General features: G+C 67.6%; 24 protein-coding genes and 1 pseudogene. 10 read left to right on the plus strand and 15 right to left on the minus strand.

Annotation, left to right across the window (positions count from 1 at the left end; all coding sequences use genetic code 11):
• Positions 1-18: 18 nt before the first annotated feature.
• The 4 genes from DIE13_RS05380 to DIE13_RS05395 all read right to left on the minus strand — a co-directional run bounded on the left by DIE13_RS05380 (position 19) and on the right by DIE13_RS05395 (position 2,692).
• Complete coding sequence (locus DIE13_RS05380; protein ID WP_124826172.1) at positions 19-315, minus strand: XRE family transcriptional regulator; 297 nt, start codon at positions 313-315, stop codon at positions 19-21.
• 68 nt (positions 316-383) lie between these two features.
• Complete coding sequence (locus DIE13_RS05385) at positions 384-743, minus strand: type II toxin-antitoxin system RelE/ParE family toxin (RefSeq protein WP_124826173.1); 360 nt, start codon at positions 741-743, stop codon at positions 384-386.
• Positions 744-890: 147 nt separating this feature from the next.
• Complete coding sequence (gene pcaQ, locus DIE13_RS05390) at positions 891-1,877, minus strand: pca operon transcription factor PcaQ (protein WP_124826174.1); 987 nt, start codon at positions 1,875-1,877, stop codon at positions 891-893.
• A 77-nt stretch (positions 1,878-1,954) separates the two neighbouring features.
• Complete coding sequence (locus DIE13_RS05395) at positions 1,955-2,692, minus strand: helix-turn-helix domain-containing protein (RefSeq protein ID WP_124826175.1); 738 nt, start codon at positions 2,690-2,692, stop codon at positions 1,955-1,957.
• Positions 2,693-2,812: 120 nt separating this feature from the next.
• Here DIE13_RS05395 and DIE13_RS05400 point away from each other — a divergent pair, with 120 nt between their 5' ends.
• From DIE13_RS05400 to pcaG, 3 genes are all read left to right on the plus strand, one after another.
• Complete coding sequence (locus DIE13_RS05400; RefSeq protein WP_124826176.1) at positions 2,813-3,373, plus strand: YiiX/YebB-like N1pC/P60 family cysteine hydrolase; 561 nt, start codon at positions 2,813-2,815, stop codon at positions 3,371-3,373.
• A 284-nt stretch (positions 3,374-3,657) separates the two neighbouring features.
• The gene (gene pcaH, locus DIE13_RS05405) at positions 3,658-4,365 is read left to right on the plus strand and encodes a protocatechuate 3,4-dioxygenase subunit beta (RefSeq protein WP_124826177.1); all 708 of its coding nucleotides are present in this window, start codon (positions 3,658-3,660) and stop codon (positions 4,363-4,365) included.
• 3 nt (positions 4,366-4,368) lie between these two features.
• Positions 4,369-4,962 (plus strand): protocatechuate 3,4-dioxygenase subunit alpha, encoded by a 594-nt coding sequence (gene pcaG, locus DIE13_RS05410; RefSeq protein ID WP_124826178.1) that lies wholly within the window; start codon positions 4,369-4,371, stop codon positions 4,960-4,962.
• 454 nt (positions 4,963-5,416) lie between these two features.
• On the opposite strand, the gene DIE13_RS05415 is transcribed toward pcaG, so the two are convergent.
• Positions 5,417-6,196, minus strand: coding sequence for an AraC family transcriptional regulator (locus tag DIE13_RS05415; RefSeq protein WP_124826179.1), 780 nt, complete (start codon positions 6,194-6,196; stop codon positions 5,417-5,419).
• 143 nt (positions 6,197-6,339) lie between these two features.
• Between DIE13_RS05415 and DIE13_RS05420 the strand changes: the two genes are divergently transcribed.
• Positions 6,340-7,128, plus strand: a complete 789-nt coding sequence (locus tag DIE13_RS05420) for an alpha/beta fold hydrolase (RefSeq protein WP_124826180.1) — start codon at positions 6,340-6,342, stop codon at positions 7,126-7,128.
• 35 nt (positions 7,129-7,163) lie between these two features.
• Here the strand turns inward: DIE13_RS05420 and DIE13_RS05425 are convergent, their stop codons facing one another.
• The 8 genes from DIE13_RS05425 to DIE13_RS05460 form a co-directional block, all read right to left on the minus strand.
• The gene (locus tag DIE13_RS05425) at positions 7,164-7,991 is read right to left on the minus strand and encodes a M55 family metallopeptidase (RefSeq protein WP_124826181.1); all 828 of its coding nucleotides are present in this window, start codon (positions 7,989-7,991) and stop codon (positions 7,164-7,166) included.
• Positions 7,988-9,070: a P1 family peptidase gene (locus DIE13_RS05430; protein WP_124826182.1), complete on the minus strand. Its 1,083-nt coding sequence runs from the start codon at positions 9,068-9,070 to the stop codon at positions 7,988-7,990. The genes DIE13_RS05425 and DIE13_RS05430 overlap by 4 nt, the downstream gene beginning before the upstream one ends.
• A complete protein-coding gene (gene gsiD / locus DIE13_RS05435; RefSeq protein ID WP_124826183.1) occupies positions 9,070-9,963 on the minus strand; it encodes a glutathione ABC transporter permease GsiD in 894 nt (297 codons plus the stop codon). Before gsiD ends, DIE13_RS05430 begins: the two co-directional genes overlap by 1 nt.
• Positions 9,964-9,970: 7 nt before the next feature.
• Positions 9,971-10,891 carry a glutathione ABC transporter permease GsiC gene (gene gsiC / locus DIE13_RS05440; RefSeq protein ID WP_124826184.1) on the minus strand — a complete coding sequence of 307 codons (921 nt, stop codon included), beginning with the start codon at positions 10,889-10,891 and terminating at the stop codon, positions 9,971-9,973.
• Positions 10,892-10,961: 70 nt separating this feature from the next.
• Positions 10,962-12,524, minus strand: a complete 1,563-nt coding sequence (gene gsiB, locus DIE13_RS05445; protein ID WP_124826185.1) for a glutathione ABC transporter substrate-binding protein GsiB — start codon at positions 12,522-12,524, stop codon at positions 10,962-10,964.
• 122 nt (positions 12,525-12,646) lie between these two features.
• Positions 12,647-14,545 carry a dipeptide ABC transporter ATP-binding protein gene (locus DIE13_RS05450; RefSeq protein ID WP_124826186.1) on the minus strand — a complete coding sequence of 633 codons (1,899 nt, stop codon included), beginning with the start codon at positions 14,543-14,545 and terminating at the stop codon, positions 12,647-12,649.
• A gap of 27 nt (positions 14,546-14,572) precedes the next feature.
• Positions 14,573-15,562 carry an isoaspartyl peptidase/L-asparaginase family protein gene (locus DIE13_RS05455; RefSeq protein ID WP_124826187.1) on the minus strand — a complete coding sequence of 330 codons (990 nt, stop codon included), beginning with the start codon at positions 15,560-15,562 and terminating at the stop codon, positions 14,573-14,575.
• Positions 15,559-16,503 carry a MurR/RpiR family transcriptional regulator gene (locus tag DIE13_RS05460; RefSeq protein ID WP_124826188.1) on the minus strand — a complete coding sequence of 315 codons (945 nt, stop codon included), beginning with the start codon at positions 16,501-16,503 and terminating at the stop codon, positions 15,559-15,561. Before DIE13_RS05460 ends, DIE13_RS05455 begins: the two co-directional genes overlap by 4 nt.
• Positions 16,504-16,605: 102 nt before the next feature.
• On the opposite strand from DIE13_RS05460, the pseudogene DIE13_RS33665 reads away from it, so the two are divergent.
• The 3 genes and pseudogenes from DIE13_RS33665 to DIE13_RS05475 all read left to right on the plus strand — a co-directional run.
• Positions 16,606-16,905 (plus strand): annotated as a pseudogene (locus tag DIE13_RS33665) (porin); the annotation flags it as partial.
• A gap of 296 nt (positions 16,906-17,201) precedes the next feature.
• Positions 17,202-17,504, plus strand: a complete 303-nt coding sequence (locus DIE13_RS05470) for a hypothetical protein (RefSeq protein WP_124826189.1) — start codon at positions 17,202-17,204, stop codon at positions 17,502-17,504.
• Positions 17,501-17,812: a hypothetical protein gene (locus DIE13_RS05475; RefSeq protein ID WP_124826190.1), complete on the plus strand. Its 312-nt coding sequence runs from the start codon at positions 17,501-17,503 to the stop codon at positions 17,810-17,812. The genes DIE13_RS05470 and DIE13_RS05475 overlap by 4 nt, the downstream gene beginning before the upstream one ends.
• Before the next feature lie 49 nt (positions 17,813-17,861).
• Here DIE13_RS05475 and DIE13_RS05480 read toward each other — a convergent pair whose 3' ends face one another.
• The gene (locus DIE13_RS05480) at positions 17,862-18,710 is read right to left on the minus strand and encodes a class I SAM-dependent methyltransferase (protein ID WP_124826191.1); all 849 of its coding nucleotides are present in this window, start codon (positions 18,708-18,710) and stop codon (positions 17,862-17,864) included.
• A gap of 159 nt (positions 18,711-18,869) precedes the next feature.
• Between DIE13_RS05480 and DIE13_RS05485 the strand changes: the two genes are divergently transcribed.
• From DIE13_RS05485 to DIE13_RS05495, 3 genes are all read left to right on the plus strand, one after another.
• Positions 18,870-20,333, plus strand: coding sequence for a metallophosphoesterase (locus DIE13_RS05485; protein ID WP_124826192.1), 1,464 nt, complete (start codon positions 18,870-18,872; stop codon positions 20,331-20,333).
• Between the two features lie 173 nt (positions 20,334-20,506).
• Positions 20,507-21,820, plus strand: coding sequence for a cytochrome-c peroxidase (locus DIE13_RS05490; RefSeq protein WP_124826193.1), 1,314 nt, complete (start codon positions 20,507-20,509; stop codon positions 21,818-21,820).
• A gap of 97 nt (positions 21,821-21,917) precedes the next feature.
• Complete coding sequence (locus tag DIE13_RS05495; RefSeq protein ID WP_124826194.1) at positions 21,918-22,193, plus strand: hypothetical protein; 276 nt, start codon at positions 21,918-21,920, stop codon at positions 22,191-22,193.
• Between the two features lie 144 nt (positions 22,194-22,337).
• On the opposite strand, the gene DIE13_RS05500 is transcribed toward DIE13_RS05495, so the two are convergent.
• Positions 22,338-23,822 (minus strand): PLP-dependent aminotransferase family protein, encoded by a 1,485-nt coding sequence (locus DIE13_RS05500; protein WP_175750537.1) that lies wholly within the window; start codon positions 23,820-23,822, stop codon positions 22,338-22,340.
• Positions 23,823-23,838: the final 16 nt, after the last annotated feature.

Below are 23,838 nucleotides of genomic sequence, written 5' to 3' on the forward strand. Positions count from 1 at the left end.
TCGTGCGCGTGACGTGCGTCACGCCGGCACCAGCTCGAAGCTGAGCCGCTTGCCGAGTGCGGTGGCCGCGCTCGCGAGCGTCGCGAGCGTCAGACTCGTATCGGTTTCGTCGAGCAGCCGGTTAAGCGCGGCGCGGCTGGTTTTCATCCGCGCGGCCATCGCCGTTTTCGTGATGTGCTGCGCCTTCATTTCCTGCGCGATCTGCCATGCGATCACGCGCTTGATCGCGGTGGCGGTGGCGGCTTCGAGATGGCCGTCCTCGTCGAGGAAGGTATCGAAATCGCTGCCGATATGCGGATTGTTCGTGGTCGTCATAAGGTACTCCAATGCATCGCGTTGCCGGCCGGCGCTGGCGACGGTACGCGCCGGCACAAGCCGTGAATTCAGATGGCGCGCGTCAGCGCTTTCAGCCGTGCGACGGTCACGTCGAGATCGTCGCATGGTGTCGCCTGCGACTGCTTGAAGAACGCGTGCAGCAGGACCATCGTGTCGCCGACGACCGTGAACAGCACGCGCGCGCTTCGTCGCGGCAACATCACGCGGATCTCACACAGATCCTTCGACATCTTCCGCACCAGCGGCATGCCGAGCGGCCAGCCCAGTTGAACGGTCTTGATCTCTTCGCCGATCAACCTTCGCTCGATGTGCCCGAGCCGCTTGAGCCATTCACGCACCGGCTCGTTGCCGCTCGCCGTGCGAAAGAAGCGCACGCCGAGCGTGACCTGAATCTGCTGTCTCGTCATCGTCTTGCCAGAAAGCGTACCAAACAAGATACGATATGCCAAGCACGACGCAGCTCGCTACTGACCGAATGGCCAGTGAAAGGCAATGAGGGGAATGCTGCAGGCCGACGCGTGGCGGGTCGGCCTAGCGCCAGGCGTCACCGCGTATCACCGCGCGCGGCGAGCCGGCTTGCGCGCACCGCGCGCCGTGTGTGGGGTGCGCGCATCGCCGAACCGCGCCTGCGCGATTTCACGCACGGCGTCGATCAGCGTCCGTGCGACCGGCGACGGCTGCGCATCGGTGCGCAGCACGAGACCGACCGGTTCGTCGGTACCCGCGGCCGGCAACGCCAGACGCGCGAGCGCACCGGCCGTCAGGTCGTATTCCGCCGCATAGAGCGGCACGAACCAGACCGCATCGTTCTCGAGCGCGAGCGCCCGTGCGACCGACACCGACAGCACCTCGATGAACGAATCCAGCGGCGGCGCGCCGCATGCGCCCAGCAGTTGTTCCGCCGACTGCCGGATCAACGTACCGAACGGCGGCAGCACGACCGGATAGCGCGCGAGTTCGGCGGCCGGCGCGGCGCTGGCCAGCAGCGGATGTCCGGCGCGCACAACCGCGACGAGCGGCTCGTTGTACAGCTGCTCGAACGCGAGCCCGATCATCCGCTCGGGTTCCGACAAACGCCCGATCGCGCATTCGAGCGCGCCCGCCTTCAGGCGCTCCAGCAACTCGGCATTCGCGGCCGTCGCGATCCGCACGACGACGCGCGGCCAGCGTGCGGTCAGCGCCTTCATCAATGCGGGCGCAAGCGACGCGGCAACCGTCGGCAGCATGCCGATTTCCAGCGTCGCCGCGGCGGCCCCGCCCTCGCGCGACAGCAACCCGACGCCCTGCCGCAGCGCCAGCACGCACGCGTTCGCATGCGGCATGAACAGTTGCGCTTCGCGGGTCGGCTGCGCGCCGTGCCGCCCGCGCTCGAACAGCTTCACGCCGAGGATCGACTCGAGTTCGGCGATCGTCTTCGACACGGCCGGCTGCGTGATCGACAGGCTCTCGGCCGCCTTCTGCACGCCGCCCAGTTGCGCGACCGCGAGAAAGCACTGCAGATGCCGGAATTTGACGCGGCCGTCGGCGATACGGTTATTCATAACGCGCGGTTATGTGGATGTCGATGAAATGCCATTTTGCATAACTTTCCGGATAGTCCCAAGCATTCGGCGATACGTCACGCAGGACGCCGCAACGCGCGGAAGCCGGTCGGCTCCCAGACCCGCTTCGCGATCAGCAAGGCCGTCCCGTGCTTTTGTCCGAGCGGCGCGGATGACGACTCCGCGTGCAGCGCCGCCGCCTTGCTGCTCAACCGCCGCAGTTCCTGCTCCAGTTCCGCGGCAGCCGCTTCGGTCAGCATCCCCTGCGAGAACGTCATCGTCTCGCCCGGGCCGTCGAAGCGGCTGCCGAGGAAATCGTCGAGCACGTGCGCATGGAAGTACCGGCGAATCGGGCCGCCCGGCAGCCAGTCGAAATCGCGCGCGACGCGCACGCGAATCCGGTCGCCCGGCAGCAGCGCGATCACATTCATCCGGTCGAGCATCAGCAGGTATTTCACGCATTCGGCCTGCGTCACGCAATAGACCGACACGATGTCCTGTACCGTCCAGTAATTGATCGCGCAGACGGCGACGAGCAGCAGCTTCTCGTCCGACACGAGCAGCGCCTCCTGCTGCTCGGTCAGCACCCGCAGCCGCGGCGCGGACGCGGACGCCTCCTGCACGAGCTCGGCGAGCGTATAGCCGAGCAGTTGCGCGATCTCCGCGACGCGCTCCAGCGTGAAGCGGCCGCTCGCGAACAACCGCTTCACGCTCGTCTCGGACACGTTCAGCGCACGCGCAACGTCGCGATAGGTCATGCCCTGCGCCTTCAACTGGCGCTTCAGCGTTTCGATGAGTTGGGCAGTTTCGGTCATATCAGTATCGAAAAATGATGCTCAAGGTTGGATATTAGGCTACTCACGTATCCATAAAAGCATTTTTCGGTACTTGTCTGCATAATCCGCTCCGTCCTGTCACTCACCGACGGAGCCGCAATGAGCACCCGAACCGAAACCGCCGACTTCGACCCGCATCACACCGCCTCGCGCGATGCCCGCGACACCGATCGCATGCTGCCGCTCGCCACGGTACGCACGCTGGCCGCCGGCGCACACGTCGGCGATCTCGTGTTCATCCGCGTGGCTGGCTCGTCCCGGGATGCGACAGGCAGCGCAGGCGCATGGGCCAACCGGTTCGGGATCGTCGTCGATACGTCGGGCGACGAGCCGCTGATCGCCGAGCCCGCGTTTGCTCGGACGAAGCTCACGCTGCTGTCGCGCTTCGTCGCCCGCGCCGACGGCGCACGCATCGCACTGGCACGCCGGATCGCGGCACCGACCGTCGAAGCACAGCGCGACGTGCACACGACGGCCGAACAGCGAATCGACGCACTGCTTCGCAACCGCTTCACCCTGCTGTCGCAACGCCGGTTCTGCGCGAACTACGTAGCCGACGTGCTCGGCGCCGAACAGGCCGCGACGCCAGCCACGCTGCTGCGCAGCGGCACGCTGGCACTCGAATTCGACGGGATCGTGTTCGACCCCGGCTGCCGGTAACGGCGCAACGCGGGCACGCTCGGGGAGACCGGATAACAACAACAACGACATATCAAAAAAACAGTGACGGGCTGGCTGGAGGGCCGTGCACGGGGTCGTCACCGACGACGCGAAGCCCGATCGCTTTTCCGCCGGACAGACTTCCTGTCCGGCGGATTTTCATTGGCGCCGCCAAACATAACGAAAGGTTATGCGATTCGCGAAAAAAGGTCATTTTGCATAACTTTCCGGATTGGCTAAAGTTCTGCCATCCACTTCGCGAAATACCTATCAGGAGACGCCCGATGGATTCCCCCACGATCCTCACCCCGCGCGACTGGCCGTCGCATCCCGCGTATGTCCACCCCGAGTACCGTTCGTCGGTGAAGCGCGGCCCGACGCGCCCGATGATCCCGCTGAAGGAAAAGCTGCGCGACCAGTACGCACCCGTCTACGGTGCGGAAGATCTCGGCGCGCTCGACCACGACCTGACGAAGAACGCCGTGAAGAACGGCGAGCCGCTCGGCGAGCGCATCGTCGTCACGGGCCGCGTGCTCGACGAAGGCGGCAAGCCGGTACGCAACACGCTCGTCGAGGTGTGGCAGGCCAACGCAGCCGGCCGCTACGTGCACAAGGTCGACCAGCACGACGCCCCGCTCGACCCGAACTTCCTCGGCGCAGGCCGCTGCCTGACCGACGACGAAGGCCGCTACCGCTTCCTGACGATCAAGCCCGGCGCGTATCCGTGGGGTAACCATCCGAACGCGTGGCGCCCGAATCACATCCACTTCTCGCTGTTCGGCGACTACTTCGGCTCGCGCCTCGTCACGCAGATGTACTTCCCCGGCGACCCGCTGCTCGCGTACGACCCGATCTTCCAGGGCACGCCCGAGGCCGCGCGCGATCGCCTGATCTCGCGCTTCTCGATGGACATCACCGAAGAAGGCTATGCGCTCGGCTACGAATTCGACATCGTGCTGCGCGGCCGTGACGCCACCCCGATGGAGCGCTGAACCATGACGACGCTGAAGCAAACCCCTTCGCAGACAGTCGGCCCGTACTTCGCATACGGCCTGTGCCCGCAGCAATACGATTACGACCTGAAGAGCCTGTTCACGCCGACGATCGCCGCATCGCACGCCGAAGGCGAGCACGTGCTGCTGATCGGCCAGGTGTTCGACGGCGACGGCAACATCGTCGGCGACGCCGTGCTCGAATTCACGCAGGTGGACAGCGCGGGCCGCTACCCGGCATCGCGCGACGACATCGCGAAGTCCGGCTTCTCGGGCTTCGCGCGAGTCGGCACGGGCACCGATCCGCAGCAACGCTTCGTCGTCGAGACGGTGAAGCCGGGCCGCATCGCCGCGGACGAAGCGCCGCACATCAACGTGACCGTGATGATGCGCGGGATCCTGACGCACGCGTTCACCCGCGTGTATTTCGACGACGAAGCCGCGGCGAACGCGGCCGATCCGGTGCTGAACGAGGTGCCGGCCGAGCGCCGCGCGACGCTCGTCGCCAAGCGCGATGCGCAGCCGGGCCGCCCTGTCGTGTACCGCTTCGACATCCGCATGCAGGGCCCCGAGGAAACGGTGTTCTTCGACGTGTAACGCACGAACCGGCACAGGCCGGCGCAAGCCGGCCTTGCATCGAACCGCCGCGTGGCGCGATACCGACTGGCATCGCATCACGCGGCGGTTTTTCGTTGTACGGCACCATCATTCGATGCTGCATCGCGACACACCCGTCCGCGACCGCCGAAGCCTTTCGCCGATGCCTTCCGACCCCGATCCGGAACAGCCGATTCAAACGCATGCTGCGACAGCACATCAATTGTGCGGCGCACACAATATCGTTTGTGCGTTACGCGGCGTATGCTTGGCTATCTGCAACGTATCAATGGAATTAAATCGAAACAGGCAACAATTCCCCGAGCAATGCGCGACACGCCGGCTGGCTGATCGCGCATTTTTTCTGACCGAGTGCCTTTAAGCGCGTCTGACCGGATCCGGCAGGCGCGTTTTTTTCGTGCGCGGAAAACCCGCACCGACGCCGCCGCTCCGACTACCGGCGAATCTCCAGATACCGGCTCGGCGTATCGCCCAGGATGCGCCGAAACGCGGACGTAAACGCGCTCGCGCTCGCATAGCCGAGATCGAATGCGACGCGCGTCACCGGCTGCCCGTCGCTCAGGCGGGCAATCGCGGCGAGCATGCACACCTGTTGACGCCACGCGGCGAAACTCACGCCGGTCTGCGCACGAAACAGCCGCGTGAAGGTGCGCCGGCTTACGCCCGCATCTGCCGCCACCTTGTCGAGATCGGCCGCGATCGACGGCGACGCGAACAGATGGCGGCAGACCTTCGCGAGACGCGTGTCGGCCGGCAGCGGCGCATGCAGCGACAGGCGCGGCATCGTCGCGATTTCCGCGACCAGCAGCGCCATCAGCTTGCCGGCCCTGCCGTCGACGTCGTACATCGCCGGCAGGTCGATCGCATCGTCGATCAGTTGCCGCAGCAGCGGCGACACGCCGTACACGCCGCACTGTTCCGGCAGCCCCACCGCCTGCGCGGCATCGCCCGACACGAACGTGTTCAGCATCGTGACCGGCCCCGTCATCGTCATCTCGTGCCGCACGCCGGCCGGCACCCAGCACGCGCGCTGCGGCGGCACCAGCCAGCGGCCGTGCGGCGTCGACACGCTGATCGTGCCGCGCGACGCAAACGCGAACTGTCCGCGCACGTGCGCGTGCTCGGGAAACGTCGTGCCTGCCGCGTAGTCGTTGGCGGTCACCACCACGCTACGGGGAATATGTTCGTAGGGATCCAGCAGCGTATTTCTCAAGGCCCGAATTCCATCATGAATGACCCGATATCGAAGGCGGGTCACCTTCGATCGATCTACGATCCGCTCCACGCTTGCGCGACCGGATAGGCCGCAAGACCCGACGGCCGAATCGGCCGGATAGCGACTTCATCGGAGCGGAAATGCCCAATACGTTTCATCGCGTGGGAGACGGCCCCCACCCTGTTCTCGTGCTGCACGGCTGGTTCGGCGACGCACGCGCATTCGAGCCCCTCGAAGCGTGGCTGTCACGCGAGCACTTCACCTATGTATTCATGGACTACCGCGGCTACGGCCGCATGCGCGACGCGCACGGCAGCTACACCATCGACGAAATCGCCGCCGACACCCTCGCACTCGCGAACACGCTCGGCTGGCCCACGTTCAGCCTCGTCGGCCACTCGATGGGCGGCATGGCGATCGAGAAAGTCGCCGCCATCGCGCCCGAGCGAGTGCGCGCGCTGGTGCCGGTCGCGCCGGTGCCATGCGGCGGCCTGCCGTTCGACGCCGCGCGGCGCGCGCTATTCGAACGCGCCGCCGACCATCTCGCCGATCGCCGGAGCATCATCGACCGCAGCACCGGCGGCCGGCTGCCGGCCGCGTGGGTCGAGTGGAAAGCCGCGTATTCGGCATCGTGTTCGTCGGCACACGCGTTCGCCGCGTACTTCCGCGCATGGGCCGACACGGATTTCAGCGACGAGATCGCGGGCCGCCATCCGGTGAAGGTGCTGATCGGCGAACACGATCCGGCGTTCGACGCGGCGCTGATGGCGCGCACTTATCTACAGCGCTATCCGCTCGCCACCGTCGACGTGCTCCGCAATGCCGGCCACTATCCGATGAACGAGACGCCGCTCGCGCTGGTCGCCGCGATGGAATCGTTCCTGCTCGCCACGGCAGCGAACCCCGTCGAGACTGCGAGCCGTATGTGATGCACCGCGCACGCGCGGCATCCGGTCGGCACGCATCAGCGCAGCATGAACGACATCGCCGACAGACTGTTCAGCGTGCGCACCACATGTTCGACCGAAGGCCCGTCGAAACGCAACGTTACCGCATCGGTCCGTTCGATCGACGGCAACACGCAGAACAGATCGGCGAGCGCGGCCGTCTGCACGCGCAGCGTGCATGCGGCCGGCGCGGGCCGATGCGCGCCGGCGCGCCAGCCGGCCGACAGCGCGTGCGCGACTGTTTCGTGCGCGGCGGCCGCGATGCGCGCGCAGGACGCGGCCGGCGTGAGCGTGTCGCCGCTCGATGCGCCGCCGGCCGTCTTGACGGTCTCGAAACGCGCGTCCGGAAACAGCGGCTGCGTTTCCTCGGCGAATACGTCGTCGCCCGACGCCAGCGCGACGTGCGCGCCGTATTCGCGGGCCAGCGCGCCGTACAACCCGGCTTCGCCGAGCTCGACGCCGTTCAGCCACACCTGCGTGAACGCGAAACTGTTGATCGTATGCGCGAGCACGCCGCGCGTCTGCGATTTCGCGTGAAAGCCGATCATGAATACGAGGTCCGGCTGCTGTTCGAGGCCAGCCATCATCCCGAGCGGACGCGGCTTGCCGAGCACGACGCGCACACGGGCATCGAGCCCGTCGGGCAGCAGGTTGCGAAAGCCGCCGTGCGAGTCGTTGACCCACACGGCCTGCGCGCCGCCCGCGAACGCGCCCTCGATCGCCGCGTTCGCCTCGGCGGTCATCCAGCGGCGTGCGCGTTCGTATTCAGGATTGCCGGCACGCGTCTGCTCGGCGGCGAACACGCCGGCGACGCCTTCGATGTCGGTCGAGATCAGGATCCTCATGACTGGGTCGAACGTCCTTCGTTGCTTTCGTTGAACAGGCGGTCGAGATCGGGCACCGCGTCGCGCAGCGATTGCCGCACGTGAGCGTCGCGCCCGGCAACGGTCACGGCCTGCAGCAGCGCGTCGGCAATCGCGTGCTCGACGCTTTCGCCCGCGGCCATGAATAGCGGATCGAGCGCCGCGTCGGCCACGAGGGCGGGCAGCGCGACGGTCGATGCATCGTGTGCGACGGTGTACGCGGTCGAGAATGCGAGCGCGATGTCGCCGCTGCCGTGCCCGTAGACCGAACCGGTACGGGCCAGCCCCGCGCCCGCGCGGCGTGCGAGCCGCGACAACTGCCGCGCATCGAGCGGCGCATCGGTCGCGAGCAGCAGGATGATCGAGCCTTGCTCGGGCGGCGCCGCATGCGCGGCCGCCTCGGACCATCGTTGCGCGACGATGCGCCCGACCGGCACGCCGCCGAGCGTGAGCATCGGCAGCCGGCCGAAATTCGCGAGCACGAGCGCGCCGACCGTATACGGCCGGCCCGCCGCGACGGCCACGCGCGATGCCGAACCGATCCCGCCCTTCAGGTCGAAACACGACATCCCGCGCCCGGCGCCCACCGCGCCGCGTGCGAAGTCGCGCGCGGCCGTGCGGCACGCATCGTCGTAATGCGCGGCCGTCACCGCGAACGCCTGGATGTCGTTCAGATACCCGTCGTTGCACTCGAACACGAGCGGATTGACCGTCGACCAGTCGCGGCCGATCTGCGGATTCGCGGCGATGGCCGCGCGGATCTGTGCTTGCGCGATCGTGCCGACGCCGAACGTGTTGGTCAACGCGATCGGCGTGTCGAGCGTGCCGAGCTCGTCGACCTGCACGAGCCCGACGCTCTTGCCGAAGCCGTTGATCACGGCCGCGCCGGCCGGCACCTTGCTGCGGTACAGGTCGCCCGGATGCGGCTTCACGACGGTGACGCCTGTCTGCACGCCGCCCGCATCGAGCGTGGCATGGCCGACGGTCACGCCCGGCACGTCGGCGATCGTGCCGCGCGGCCCGGCCGGCAACGTCCGTGTCCACATCGAAACCGCCCCCATCAGCGCCGCTCCAGTTTCGGATCGAGCGCGTCGCGCAACCCGTCGCCGAGCAGGTTGAATGCGAGCACGGTCAGGAAGATTGCGAGGCTCGGGAAGATCGCGATGTGCGGCGCGGTCACCATGTCCGCGCGCGCCTCGTTGAGCATCGCGCCCCACTCCGGCATCGGCGGCTGCGCGCCGAGCCCGAGGAACGACAGGCTCGCGGCCGTGATGATCGACGTGCCGATCCGCATCGTGAAGTAGACGACGACCGACGACACCGTGCCTGGCAGGATGTGCCGCATGATGATCGTCCAGTCGGACGCGCCGATGCTGCGCGCGGCCTCTACATAGGTCATGTGCTTGAGCATCAGCGTGTTGCCGCGCACGAGCCGCGCGAACGCCGGGATGCTGAAGATCGCGACCGCGCAGATCACGTTGACCATGCCGTTGCCGAGGATCGCGACCACGCCGATCGCGAGCAGGATCCCCGGGAATGCGAACAGCACGTCGGCCACGCGCATCGTGATGCGGTCCCACCAGCCTTCGTAGTAACCGGCGAGCAGCCCGAAGAACGTGCCGATGATCGCGCCGAGCGCGACCGAAAAGAAACCGGCCGCGAGCGAGATGCGCGTGCCGGCGATGATCCGGCTGAAGATGTCGCGGCCGAGCGAGTCGACGCCGAACCAGTGCACGGCCGACGGCCCCGCGTTCAGCGCGTCGTAGTCGAAGTAGTTTTCCGGATCGAACGGCACGATGTGCGGGCCGACGAACGCCAGGACGACGAGCGCGAGCACGAAGCCGGCCGCGACCAGCGCGACGCTCTGCTTGCGGAACTTGCGCCAGAATTCGCGCCACGGCGTGCGGATCGCGGCCGATGCGGCCGGCGCCGCGGGCTGGACAGTCGCGTTCATGCGAGCCTCACTTGAACCGGATGGTCGGGTTGATGACCGCGTACAGCACGTCGACGGTCAGGTTGATCAGGATGAACTCGAGCGAGAACAGCAGCACGATCGCCTGGATCACCGGGTAGTCGCGCATCGTCACCGAGTCGACCAGCAGGCGCCCGAGTCCCGGCCAGTTGAACACGACCTCGACGACGATCGAGCCGCCGAGCAGAAAGCCGAACTGCAGCCCCATCATCGTGACGACCGGGATCATCGCGTTGCGCAGGCAGTGCTTGAGCACGACCATCGGCTCGTGCACGCCCTTCGCGCGCGCGGTGCGCACGAAGTCCTCGTTGAGCACCTCGACGAACGACGCGCGCGTGAAGCGCGCCATCACGGCCGCGACCGCCGCGCCGAGCGTCAGGGACGGCAGCACGTAGCTCTTCCACGTGCCGTCCGGCACGACCGGCAGCCAGCCGAGCTTCACCGAGAAGATTTCCATCAGCAGCATGCCGAGCGCGAACGCGGGAAACGAGATGCCCGACACCGCAATCGTCATCCCGATGCGGTCGGGCCAGCGGTTGCGCCATACCGCCGACGCGATCCCGATCGCCATCCCGAACAGCGTCGCCCACACCATGCTGACGAGCGTGAGCAGCAGCGTCGGCATGAAGCGCTCGCCGATCTCGGTCGACACCGGCCGCTTGCTGCGCGTCGACATCCCGAAATCGCCGTGCGCGATCTTCACGAAGAAGTTCGCGAACTGCGCGGGCAGCGGCCGGTCGAGCCCGAGATCGGCGCGCACGAGCGCGACCGTCGCGTCGTCGGCTTCGGGGCCGGCCGCGAGCCGCGCCGGATCGCCGGGCAGCAGGTGCACGAAAAGGAACACCAGCACCGCGACGATCGCGAGCGTGGGCAGCAGGCCGAACAGGCGTTTGACGAGAAAATTCAGCATGGAGCAGCACCGATCGAATCAGCGTGCCGGCAGCGTGCGCCGCCGGCACCGCGTGGCGGGCGAATCGCCGTCATTTCAGCGAGATTTCGTCGAAGTTGAACGAGCCGTCCGGCATCACGTACGCGCCCTGCAAGCGCTTGCTGCGCGCATAGACGATCTTCTCCTGCACGAGGAAGATCCACGGCGCGTCGGTCCAGATCTGCTTCTGCGCGTCCGCGTAAAGCTCGGTCTTCTTCGCGCGGTCGACAGTCTCGAGCGCCTTCGCGAGATCGCCGTCCACCGTGTCGTTCTTGTAGTACGCGGTATTGACGAGCTTCGGCGGCGCCGATGCGCCGGCGAGCAGCGGCGTGATCGCCCAGTTCGCTTCACCCGTCGACGACGACCAGCCGATGTAGTACATCCGCACCGGCGCCTTCGCCGGATCCGGCGCGCTCTCGACCTTCGCGACGCGCTCGCCGGCCTCCAGCGCCTGCACCTGCACCTTCACGCCGACCTGCGCGAGCTGCTGCTGCACGAACTGGATCGCCTTCTGCGACGTCGAGTTGTTATACGCGGACCACAGCGTCGTCTCGAAGCCGTTCGGATAGCCGGCCTCCTTCAGCAGCGCGCGAGCCTTCGCCGGGTCGTACGGCCACGGCCCCAGCCTGGTCGCATAGTCGACGCCCTGCGGCACCACGCCGGTGGCCGGCGCCGCGAAACCGGAGAACGCCACCTTCGCGAGCGCCTCCTTGTTCACCGCATAGTTCAGCGCCTGGCGCACCTTCGGGTTGTCGAACGGCTTTTGCAGCGTGTTCAGCGACACGAAGCGCTGCACGATCGACGGTCGCTCGATGACGTCGACCGTCGGATTGCCCTTCAGGTCGGCCGCCTGCTCGAACGGGATGCGGAACGCAAAATCGGCTTCGCCCGTCTTCATCAGCGCCGCGCGCGTATTGTTGTCGACCACCGGCTTCCAGTCGATCGCGTCGATCTTCGGATAGCCCTTCTTCCAGTAGCCGGCGAACTTCTTCACCTTCAGGTCGTCGGTCTGCTTCCATTCGACGAACTCGAACGGCCCGGTGCCGACCGGATGCAGCGCGATGTCGCGCCCCCACTTCTTCAGCGCGGCCGGCGAGATCATCACGGCCGACGGATGCGCAAGCGTGTTGATGAACGCCGAGAACGGCTCGCGCAGCGTGACCTTCACCGTGTACGGATCGACGACTTCCGTCTTCTCGATCACGCGGAACATGTTGTAGCGCTTCAGGTGATTCGCCGGATCGGTCACGCGGTCGAAGTTGGCCTTCACGGCCGCCGCGTTGAAGTCGGTGCCGTCGTGGAATTTCACGCCCTGGCGCAACTTGATCGTGTAGGTCTTCGCATCGGGGCTCGCCTCGTAGCTCGTCGCCAGCACGTTGACGAGCTTCATGTCCTTGTCGAAGCCGAACAGCCCCTGGTAGAACGACTTGACGACGGCCTGCGACACCGTGTCGTTCGCGTCGTACGGGTCCATCGTCGTGAACGTCGAATCCACTGCCATCACCGCGGTCTGCTGCGCGAACGCCGGCAGTGAGGCCGTCAGCGCGATCGCGCCGGCGAGCGCGGCGAAGCATGCGCGCGGACGAAACATCGGGAACGGATGCTGCTTGTTCATGTTGCTGGGCTCCTGTTGGATCGGTGACGCCTCGCGGGCGTTTCGGTTTCGATTTCGACTACGTACTGCATGGCGCGCGCTCCTTGCGGAAGCGTCGCGCGAAACGACGGGTCCGGCCGTACTCAATACGCACCGCCGACGCGATGCGTCGCGACGTAGTGACCGGGGCCGACCGCGACGAGCGGCGCGACGGACGGCTCGTCGCCAACCGCGCGGATCGGGCTCGGAATCTCGTCCGCCGCGAGCTGGCGCGGTGCGTGCCGGCGAGCAGGGTCGGCCACCGGCACCGCGCTCATCAGCTTCTTCGTGTACGGATGCTGCGGCGCTTCGAACACCGCGCGGCGCGGGCCGATCTCGACGATCTGGCCGAGATACATCACCGCGACGCGATGGCTGACGCGCTCGACCACGGCCATGTCGTGCGAGATGAACAGATACGCGACGCCGAGCTCGCGCTGCAGCTCGAGCATCAGGTTGACGATCTGCGCCTGCACCGACACGTCGAGCGCGGACACCGATTCGTCGGCGATCACGACCTTCGGATTCAGCGCGAGCGCGCGGGCAATGGCGATCCGCTGGCGCTGGCCGCCCGAGAATTCGTGCGGATAGCGACGCGCGGCCTCCGGCGGCAGGCCGACCTTCTCCAGCAGCCAGTCGACGCGCGCCTGCGCTTCGCAGCCGCTCGCGACGCCGTGCACCAGCAGCGGCTCCATGATCGAGAAGCCGACGGTCAGGCGCGGATTCAGCGATGCGAACGGATCCTGGAAGATGAACTGGATGTTCCGGCGCAGCGATTGCAGATCGGCGCCCTTCAGCTTGCTGATGTCGCGGCCGTCGAACTCGATCGAGCCGCTCTGCGATTCGACGAGGCGCAGCAGCGAGCGGCCGGTCGTCGACTTGCCGCAGCCCGATTCGCCCACGAGCGCGAGCGTCTCGCCCGCGCGCAGATCGAAGCTCACGCGCTCGACCGCATGCACGTACTGCGACACGCGGCCGAACACGCCGCTCTTCACAGGAAACCGCGTGACGAGATCGCGCACGCGCAGGATCGGCGGCGAGGCCGGATCGACGTGCGGCGGCGCAGCGGCGTCGTTCGCCGCGGACGCCGGCGCGACCGCGTTCGTGCCGTCCACCTTCAGCACCGGGAATTTCTCCGGCGCGTCGGTGCCCCGCATCGAGCCAAGCCGCGGCACGGCCGCGAGCAGCGCGCGCGTGTAGCGATGCGCGGGCGCCGCGAAGATCCGGTCGGACTCGCCTTCCTCGACCTTCTCGCCGCGATACATCACGAGCACGCGGTCGGCCACTTCGGCGACCACGCCCATGTCGTGCGTGATGAAGATCACGCCCATGTTCATTTCGTCCTGCAGCCCGCGAATCAGTTGCAGGATCTGCGCCTGGATCGTCACGTCGAGCGCGGTCGTCGGTTCGTCGGCGATCAGCAGCGCGGGCCGGCACGACAGCGCCATCGCGATCATCACGCGCTGGCGCATCCCGCCGGACAACTGGTGCGGATAGCGCGCGAACACGCGGCGCGCCTCCGGAATACGCACGAGGTCGAGCAGCCGCAATGCTTCCGCGCGCGCTCCGCTCGCGCCCTTCGATTGGTGCAGCGCGATCGCCTCGCTGATCTGGTCACCAACCGTAAACACCGGGTTCAGCGACGTCATCGGCTCCTGGAAGATCATCGCGACGTCCGCACCGCGAATGCCGCGCATCGCCGCCGGGCTCGCCTGCGCGAGATCGACGAGCGCGCCGCCGCGGCGGCGCAACGCGATCCGCCCGCTCGTGATCTCGCCGCCGCCATGCTCGACGAGCCGCATCAGCGCGAGCGACGTGACCGACTTGCCCGAGCCCGATTCGCCGACGATCGCGAGCGTCTCGCCGCGATCGACGTGAAACGACACGTTACGCACCGCATCGAACGTCGCGCCTTCGCGGCGGAACATCACCGACAGGTCGTCGACGGCAACGACGCGCTGCTCGGGCAGCACCAGTCCGGACGGGTTTCGGCTCGAAGTCATGCGAAGGTCTCCTCGTGCGATCCGCAATCAGGCCGCATCGTCGCGGTAGATGCCGACCACGGGCGTCTCGCCGACGCGCGCGTAGCCGCGATACATCCCTTCCGTGTTGAACGGCATCGCGACGTTGCCGTGCGCATCGACCGCGATGATTCCGCCGCGCCCGGCCAGGCGCGGCAGCTTGTTCATCACGACGTCGTGCGCGGCGTCGGCGAGCGACGCGCCGCGATACGCGATCTGCGCGGCCACGTCATGCGCGGTCGCGAGCCGGATGAACATTTCGCCGGTGCCCGTCGCGGATACCGCGCACGTCGCGTCGTCCGCGTAGCAGCCCGCGCCGATGATCGGTGAATCGCCGACGCGCCCGGGCTGTTTGTTCGTGATGCCGCCCGTCGACGTCGCCGCCGCGACATGGCCGTGCACGTCGCACGCGACCGCGCCGACCGTGCCGTGCTTGCGGTCCGGATCGAGCGGCTCGGCGGGTTGTGCGGCCCCGCCGAACGTGAAGCTCGCGGCGTCGTGGTCGAGCATCGTGCCGGCCGCCGCGCGCGCCTTCACCCACTGCGCGTGCCGCGCGTCGGTGTCGAAGTAGCCGGGTTCGGCGATTTCGAGTCCCTGCGCGACCGCGAACGCGTCGGCGCCCGCGCCGGCGAACAGCACGTGTTCGCTCGCTTCCATCACGCGCCGCGCGGCGAGCACCGGATTGCGCACGCGCGTCGCGCAGCAGATCGCGCCTGCCGCGAGCGTCGCGCCGTCCATCACGGCCGCATCGAGTTCGTGTTTGCCTTCGGCCGTATACACGGCGCCGCGCCCGGCGTTGAACAGCGGACAGTCCTCGAGCATCCGCACCGCGGCGGTAACGGCGTCGAGCGCGCTGCCGCCGTCGGCGAGCACCTTCTGCGCGGCCTGCAGGATCGCGGTCAGCTCGGCACGGTACTGGCGTTCGGTGTCGGTATTCATTGCATCGCGCAGGATCGTGCCTGCACCGCCGTGAATCGCGACGATCGCGGGTGAAGTCATGATTTTTTCGGACCGGAGGAAGAAGGGTTGGCGGCCGGCTGCGCCGCTTGAGGCTGAACCAGCCAGGGCAACAGGAATTCGGTCATCTCGGCAGCCGACTTCGCGGAACGGTGCGTGCGCAGCGCGACGGCGTCGATCAGCGCCTCGATCATCGTCAGCACGGCCGCCTCCGACGTCGCCGCAAAACGCCGCTCGGCCTTCACGTACAGCTTCAGCGACGCGATCGGGGCAAGCGGCGAATCGGGCCCGTCGGTGATGCCGAGCACCCGCGCGCCGCGTGCGGCCGCCCGGCGCGCGAGCTCGATCGTGTCCGTCACGTAGCGCGGAAATGCGAGCGCGATCACGAGATCCCGCGAGTCGGCCGTATACAGACGCCGCGCCGCATGCGAAGGGCCGCCCAGCAGCGCAAGCGACTGCACGTTGTCGTGGCACACCGATAGCCCATGCTCCATCAACCCGGCGAGAAACGCGCTCGAACCGGCGCCGAGAATCAGCACGCGCCGCGCGCCGACGATCGACTCGACGGCCGCTTCGACGTCGCCCGCGTCCAGCTGCGCGCGCGTGTTCCCGATGTTCGCGACGGCCTGGTCGAATACCGCGTCGATCCACACGGCACCACGCACGCCCGACTCCTGCTCCTGCGCGGAACGCAGCCGCTCGACCGGGCCGAGCGTCGCCTCGAAGCCGCGCACGAGCGCCGCTCGCATTGCCGGATAGCCGTCGAAGCCGAGCGCTTTCGCGAAGCGGTTCGCGGTCGCGATCGAGGCATTCACGGCTTGCGCGAGCTCGTCGATGCGCATCGTCGCCGCGCGAAACGGGTTCGCGAGCACGAACTCGCCCATGCGACGGTGGATCGGCGTCATCAACGGCATCGCCGACGCAATGCGCTCGGCGATCGCGGGTTCATCCTGATTGGCATCGTGCGGAACGAGAGACGTCATGCGAATGGTTGTTGCAAGGTGAATGAAAATCAATTTACACAATCTGCCGCCCGGAAAAAAATAAATTTTCATCAGGGTTGTCACGCCCCTTGAAGCGTCGGCTTCCCGCCAGCGCTCTCGGTGGCCGGCGCGTTCTCGTACACGCTCGCGTCGAAAGCGAACGGCGTGCCGGATGCGGCACGCCATGAGTAGTATTCGCTGAAGGAGTCGTACAGCCTGTCGAAACGCACGACGCTCTACGCACTGCAGGCGTGCACGCATTCGTGCTGGCAGACGCTCGGTGCACAAGGTGCAAGCCGGATCGTCGATGCGGCGCCGATCGTCGGCGATTCGCAGCAGTTCACGCCATCGACCACACATGGTCAGTTCGTCGGCATGGCCGGGATCGCCGTGACGTTCTGAACGCGGGCGGCAACGTGCTGCTCGCTATTCGCCCCTGACGATATGCTTCTCCGTGCATCGTCCGGGGGCGCCGTCTTTTCCTCCTTCCGTTGCAACGACGTTCGCGCACCGCGCGGATCGCGCGCTTTTCGCACTTGCTCCCGATCACTTACAATCCGTCAGGTTGATCCCTGCACGCCCCCGCGTGCATTCCTGACATCGCGGTACGTTCGACGCACGCCGTATCAGGGTCCGGCGCGCGACACGCGTGGCCGGACGGCGTCGCGCCGCGTTGCGCCCACACCTGGATGCCCGTCATGCCGGAATCCCGCCTCCCGTTCCGAACCGCATTCGAACCACCGGTCGTCCTGCCGGCGCTCGCCGTCATCGGCGCGTCGTTCTTCATCGGCCGGCAATCGGACGTCGCCCGCTTCGGCCTGCTCGGCGCGCTCGCCGTCACCATCTTCGCCGTATTTCTGGCGCCGATTGCGGCGAACGGCTTCGGCGACCGCCCAGCGGGCGAACCGCGTACCGGCCCACGAGACAAAGACCGAATGAACAACCGCATCTCCCGCACCCCGTCGCCCCGATGCGCGACGATCGACGGAGCCGCGCAATGAGCGGGTTCCTCCACAATCGGGCCGGCGACCTCGTCGCGCTCGTCATGCTCGCCGTGCTTTACCTCGGCGGCGCCGGCCTCGCGCTCTGGCGGATCCGCGCTGCCGCGTCGCGCGGCAAGCTCTACTGGATCGCCTGCATCGCGCTCTTGGCCGGTGGCGCGATCGCGATGACCGTCAACCTGTCGCCAGTGCCGAACAGCGGCGAAATGTCGTCGGGCTTCGCGCTCGGCGTCGAGGCGGTGCTGCTCGGGCTAGTACTCGTTGCGGCGGGCTGCGCGTGGCTGATGCTGCGTGCAAGGCGTGGCTGACGGCACGCCTTTGCGCGTGCCGCTTCATCGCCCGCCCCCTTCCCCTGCGTCACGCAGACGGCGCACGCGCCTTGACGAGCCAGCACGCCGCATCGAAACGCACGTCCGCGCCGTGCACGTAGCGCTCGAACGCGGCGCGCACCGTATCGACCACGCGCCGCCGTGTCGCGTCATCCACCTGTTGCAGTGCGAGCCCGACCGGCCCCAGTCGGGCGATGTAGTCGTGCAGCGCCGGCTCGGGCAAGGCGCACGCGATATCGAGCGGTTCGATCTCGACGTCGGTCCAGCCGCTGTCCGACAACACCGATGCGATCCGCTGCCGGTCGCCGAACGCGAACTGTCCAGGCCCGCCCGGCTGCCGCGCCGGCAGATTCGGCAGCAAGGGCGCCGCGACACGCTCGGCTGTCGTCATGAACGGATTTTCCGCTGCGCTGCGCCATGCGATGAATCGCAGTTGCGCGTTCGCGTGCGTCGCACGGTGCAGGTTCGCGAATGCGCGCACCGGATCGTCGAAGAACATCACGCCGAAACGCGACACGATCAGGTCGAAACGATCGCGCGCAAATGCATGCGTCTGCGCGTCGGCACACATGAAGGCTGCGCGGATGCCCTCGCGTTCCGCGCGATCCTGCGCAGCGGCGATCATCCGCGCCGAGATGTCGATGCCCGTACAGCGCGCATGTGCGCCGAGCCTCCGGGCGATCGCGCGCGTCACCGCCCCCGTGCCGCAGCCGACGTCGAGCACGCTGCGCGCGGACAATGCCGCCGCGGCATCCGCGAGCAGCGTCTCGAACGGCTCGAACATCCGGTCGAGCGACGTCCGTGCGTCGACCCATGCAAGCCCCGACGGGCCGTTCCATAGCGCGGACTGCGCTTCGTTGGGCTGGTGCGATTCCATCGTCGATTCCCCTTCGTGTACGTCGTTGATCGTGAGCCTGACTATGCGGCTTCAAGCCGGCTTGAGGTCAAGCACGGCCACGACACGCCCGTCGCGCTCCACTTTCATATTTCTTACATTCATGTTGCGTACCGTTGACGGTTTTCCCACGGTGCCCCCATGCGACGACCCCTCTCTCGCGCGCTGTTCGTGCGCTGCGCTCCGCTTGCCGCCCTTGCGGCGCTGTCCGCGTGTTCGAATCACATCGATACGCCCGCCGATCCGGCCAGTGCCGCGGTCAACGTCGAGGCCGCGTGGGTCGAGATCGGCGATGCGAACCAGGCAATCGCGCGCGTGATCACGAACTACAGTCCGGCTTCCGCGAGCGATCCGCTGTGTCCGCAACTGTCCGTCGACGGCAACCTGTCGCGCATGACGCTGCGCGCCGGCACCGCAACCGTCGCGCAGCGACCGACCGCGAGCGACCCGGCCGACTCCAAACCGTCGAGCTTCCCGGTATCGGTCTGCGAAGCGACGTTGCCGGCCGACGCGCAGACGGCGAGCGTCGCCGGTCGTGCGCTGCCGCTGCCGAAGGCCCAGCCGCAGCGCATCGCGATCATCGCCGACACCGGCTGCCGGATGAAGAAGGCCGACAACGCATGGCAGGCGTGCAACGACGCGACGGTCTGGCCGTTCGACACGATCGCGGCGAGCGTCGCGAAGCTGTCGCCGGATCTGGTGCTGCACGTCGGCGACTATCACTACCGCGAAAACGCGTGCCCGCCCGACATCGCGGGCTGCAAGGACAGCCCGTGGGGCTACGGCTGGGATACGTGGCAGGCCGACCTGTTTCGCCCGGCCGCGCCGCTGTTCGCGAAGGCACCCTGGGTGGTCGTGCGCGGCAACCACGAGGAATGTGCGCGGGCGGGCCAGGGCTGGTATCGCTTCCTCGATCCTCGCCCGTATTCGACGGCCCGTTCGTGCGACGATCCGGCCCGTGACGACGACGCGAACTATTCGGAACCGTATGCGGTGTCGCTCGGCGGCGGCACGCAGGTGATCGTGTTCGATACCGCGAAAGTCGGCCGCAATCCGCTGAAGACGACCGACGCGCAATTCCGCCTCTACCAGAAGCAGTTCCAGACGGTGGCGTCGCTCGCGTCGAAGGCCGGCATGACGACGACGATCTTCACGAACCATCACCCGATCCTCGCGTTCGCGCCGATCGCCGGCAGCACGCCCGCGCCGGGCAATCTCGCACTGCAGTCGGTGATGTCGAGCCTGAACGCGCAGGCGTACTACCCGCCCGGCATCCACGTCGCGCTCCACGGGCACGTACACGACTTCCAGGCAATCAACTTCTCGTCCGGGCATCCGGCGACGATCGTGTCCGGCAACGGCGGCGACAACCTCGACGTCGCGCTGCCCGACCCGTTCCCGGCCGACCTGACGCCCGCGCCGGGCGCCGTGATCGAACGGCTTTCTCACAACAACAGCTTCGGTTTCCTGATCATGGAACGGCGCGCGGCACCGGCGACGGGCTGGGTGTTCCGTGCGTATTCGGCGGCCGGCAAGCTGCTCGCATCGTGCAACCAGTCAGGCACGACGCTCGCCTGCGACAAGACGGGGTTCATCGCGCCGTGAGTGATGAGGTTCGAGTGAATCGCGGTTTGGCGGATTCGGGCAGTCGTCGTCGGAAATTGGCCGGATCGCGGATGTGGCGGGTTTCGGTGGCGGCTTTTGCGGCGCTTCCGGTATTGCATTCGACGTCCGTTCCAGCCCGTGCCGGCCGGACGGCATGCGTACTCGCCGCGACCATGCTCGCCGGCATCGCCCTCGCGGCTCACGCCGCGCCTTCCGAAACGACGCTGCTGCCCGGCGCGCCGCCGTCGCGCATCGTCGCCACGATCGGCAACGGCACGCCGCAGGTGACAGGCAAGGTCGACGCGGCGGCCGCGCACTTCGCGCCCGATCCGACGCTCGTGGCGCTTGGCCGCCGGATTTTCTTCGATCCGCGGCTGTCCGAGCCGCGCGGCATGTCGTGCGCGGGCTGCCACGATCCGGGCCGTGCGTTCGCGCCGACGCTGTCGGCGGCATCGCTGGCAGGGCCCGGTGTGCCGGAAGGCAGCCGTCACGGCCGCTTCAGCCAGCGCAACGCGCCGTCGCTGCTCTACGTGCGCTACGTGCCGCGCCGCCACTTCTACCAGGACGACGACGCACCGGCGCCGTCACCATTTGGCGGCCTGTTCGGCGACGGCCGCGCGGACACGCTCGCCGAGCAGATCCGCGGACCGCTGTTCGATCCGAACGAGATGAACAACCGGTCGCCGGCCGCGCTGCTGCGCAAGGTCGACGCCACCGAACTCGCGCCCGATCTCGCCACGCGCTTCGGTGCGTCGGTGCGGCGCGATCCCGAGCAACTGGTGCGCGCGTTAGGCTCGGCCGTCGAAGCCTATCTGCAGAGCGACGAGATGGCGCCGTTCACGTCGCGCTTCGACGCATTCCTGCGCACGCGCACGCCGCTCGCGCCGGCCGAGATGCGCGGCCTGGCGCTGTTCCGGAATCCGGACAAGGGCAATTGCATGACCTGCCATACGCTGTCGGAGACGTCGAGCCGGCCAGAGCGATCGCTGTTCACCGATTTCGGCTACGACGCGATCGCGGTGCCGCGTAACCGCGCGCTGCCTGCGAACCGCGATCCGCGCCACTTCGACAACGGGCTGTGCGATACCGCCACACGGCTGCGCTGGCCGGAACCGACGCAATGGTGCGGCTACCTGCGCACGCCAGGGCTGCGCAACGTCGCGGTCAAGCAGACGTTCATGCACAACGGCGTGTTCACGACGCTGCGCGACGCGGTCGCGTTCTACAACACGCGCTCGACCGACCCGGGCTACTGGTATCACGGCACCCAAACCTTCGACGACGTGCCGGCCGCCTATCGCGGCAACATCAACGTCAATTCGACGCCGATGAACCGCCGGCCCGGCACGCCACCCGCGCTGACCGACGCGGAAATCGACGACATCGTCGCGTTCCTCGGCACGCTCACCGACGCGCGCTACGCCAAGCTTGCAGCACCCGCAGCCCCCGCCGTTCCCGCCGCCCGAACCGCCGTGCCGGCGCGCTGACCCTGGCCGAACGGCCAGGTGCAAGCGCACCCGCTTGCGGTCGCCCCGCTTACTGGTTATATTTACAGTACTGTATTTATGAACAGTGGGGTGCGCGATGGAACATCTGGTTCGTATCGTCAACGACACCGATCGCCAAGTGCTGGCGTGGCTGCGTGCACAGGTCGGCGACGCCCGCATCGAACGCGCGGCCCGCCAGCTCGGGCATACGCGCAAGCCGTTTCCGTCGGCGGTGTGCCGGTATCTGGGCATGAGCGCGCCAGCCACGCTGCGTCAGGCGGAGCGGCCGCGTGCCGCACGCGACTTCTCGGTCGGCGATCATTACCTGTCGTTGATCCGCCAGCACCTCGCCACGCATTCGGTCGGGCGATGAAATCGCCGAAATCGTATCGCCGGTGCGGCATCGCGCGGCAAGAGGTTGCCGTAGAGACGGCGTGCCGGATCGGCCGGCTCGCGCATCCGCTGCGTCGGCAGCGCTCGGGCGCGCCGTCGCCAGCCCGGTTGCCGATCAGCCCGGTTACGCGGCCGCTGCTGCCTCGCGTATCAACTGGCCGAGCGTTTCGAGTGCCGCTTCATGCGCGGTGTCGAACACGCGTGTGCAGGCAAGCCGGATATACGCGTCAAAGCGATCGGAATTCGAAAAGATCGAGCCCGGCGCAATTCTTACTCCACGCGCCAGCGCAGCGTCGAACAGCGCTTCGGAATGTACGCCGTCCGGCAGCGCGATCCACAGCAGCATGCCGCCCGGCGGCCGGTTCATCCGTGTGCCGGCCGGAAAATGGCGGGCGATCGCGTCGATCGTCACGTCGCGCTGCACGCGAAGCTGCTCGCGAAACCGGTGCAGGTGGCGATCGAACGCGCCCGAGCCGACGAACTCTGCGGCGACAGCCTGCAGCAGCGCGGCGTTGTGCCGGCTGTGCGCGAACTTGAGCATCTTCACACGCGCGTGCCAACGCCCTGCGCTCATCCAGCCGAGCCGCATCCCGGGCGCCAGCACCTTGTTGAACGACGGGCAGTAGATCACGGTGCCGTCGCGGTCCCATGCCTTCACGGGTTTCACCGCATGCGGCGCTTCGACGAGCTCGCGATACGGCTCGTCCTCGATCACGGCCACGCCGCGGCGCGCGCACAGAGCGACCAGCGCGGCCTTGCGGTCGTCCGGCATCACGCTGCCGAGCGGGTTTTGCAGGTTCGGCACGACGACGACGGCCCGGATATCCGGATACGCGCTCAGCGCCACATCGAGCGCCTCGATCGACAACCCGGTCGTCGGGCTAGCCGGAATCTCGAGCGCGCGCAGGCCGAGGCTTTCGAGCAACTGGATCAGGCCGAAAAAGGCCGGCGATTCGATCGCGATCGTGTCGCCGGGGCGCGCCACCGCACGCAGCGCGAGATTCACGGCATCGACCCCGCCGCTCGTCGACATCACATCGTCCGGCGATACCGTCACGCCGTACGACACCGCGCGTTTGGCCATCGTCTGCCGGAATTCGGGCGAACCGCCGACGGGCCCCGCGTCGGTCAGCAACGTCGGCTTGCGCCGCAGCAGCCGGATCGCGAGCGTCTGCAGGCGCTCGGCCGGATACAGCGTCGCCTGCGCGGATGCGCCGCCGAGGTTCAGCGCATCGGGCGCCGCGTTCGCGCGATCGATCACGCGCGACACGCGTTCGTGCAGGCCCGCGAACGGCGGCTCGACGCTCTGCGGCGGCCCGTCGCTTTCCGGCAGCGTGTCGAGCACGGCCGCCGCACGCCGCCGCACGAAATAGCCCGAGCGCGGCCTGGCTTCGCACCAGCCCGCATCCTCGAGCCGCCGGAACGCCTGGATCGCGGTCGACAAACTCACGCCGTGTTGCGCCATGAACGCGCGCACCGACGGCATCCGGTCGCCGGGCGACAGCGTGCCAGCCGCGATGATGCGGCGGTAATGCTCGGCGAGCCGTTCGTAAAGCGGCTCGCCGGACAGCGGCAAAGGCGTGCGTGACAGGTCGGTGATGGGCGTCATGCGGGCCATCGTGCCC

The sequence above is a fragment of the Burkholderia sp. Bp9016 genome (assembly GCF_003857765.1).
In the GTDB taxonomy this organism is placed as follows: domain Bacteria; phylum Pseudomonadota; class Gammaproteobacteria; order Burkholderiales; family Burkholderiaceae; genus Burkholderia.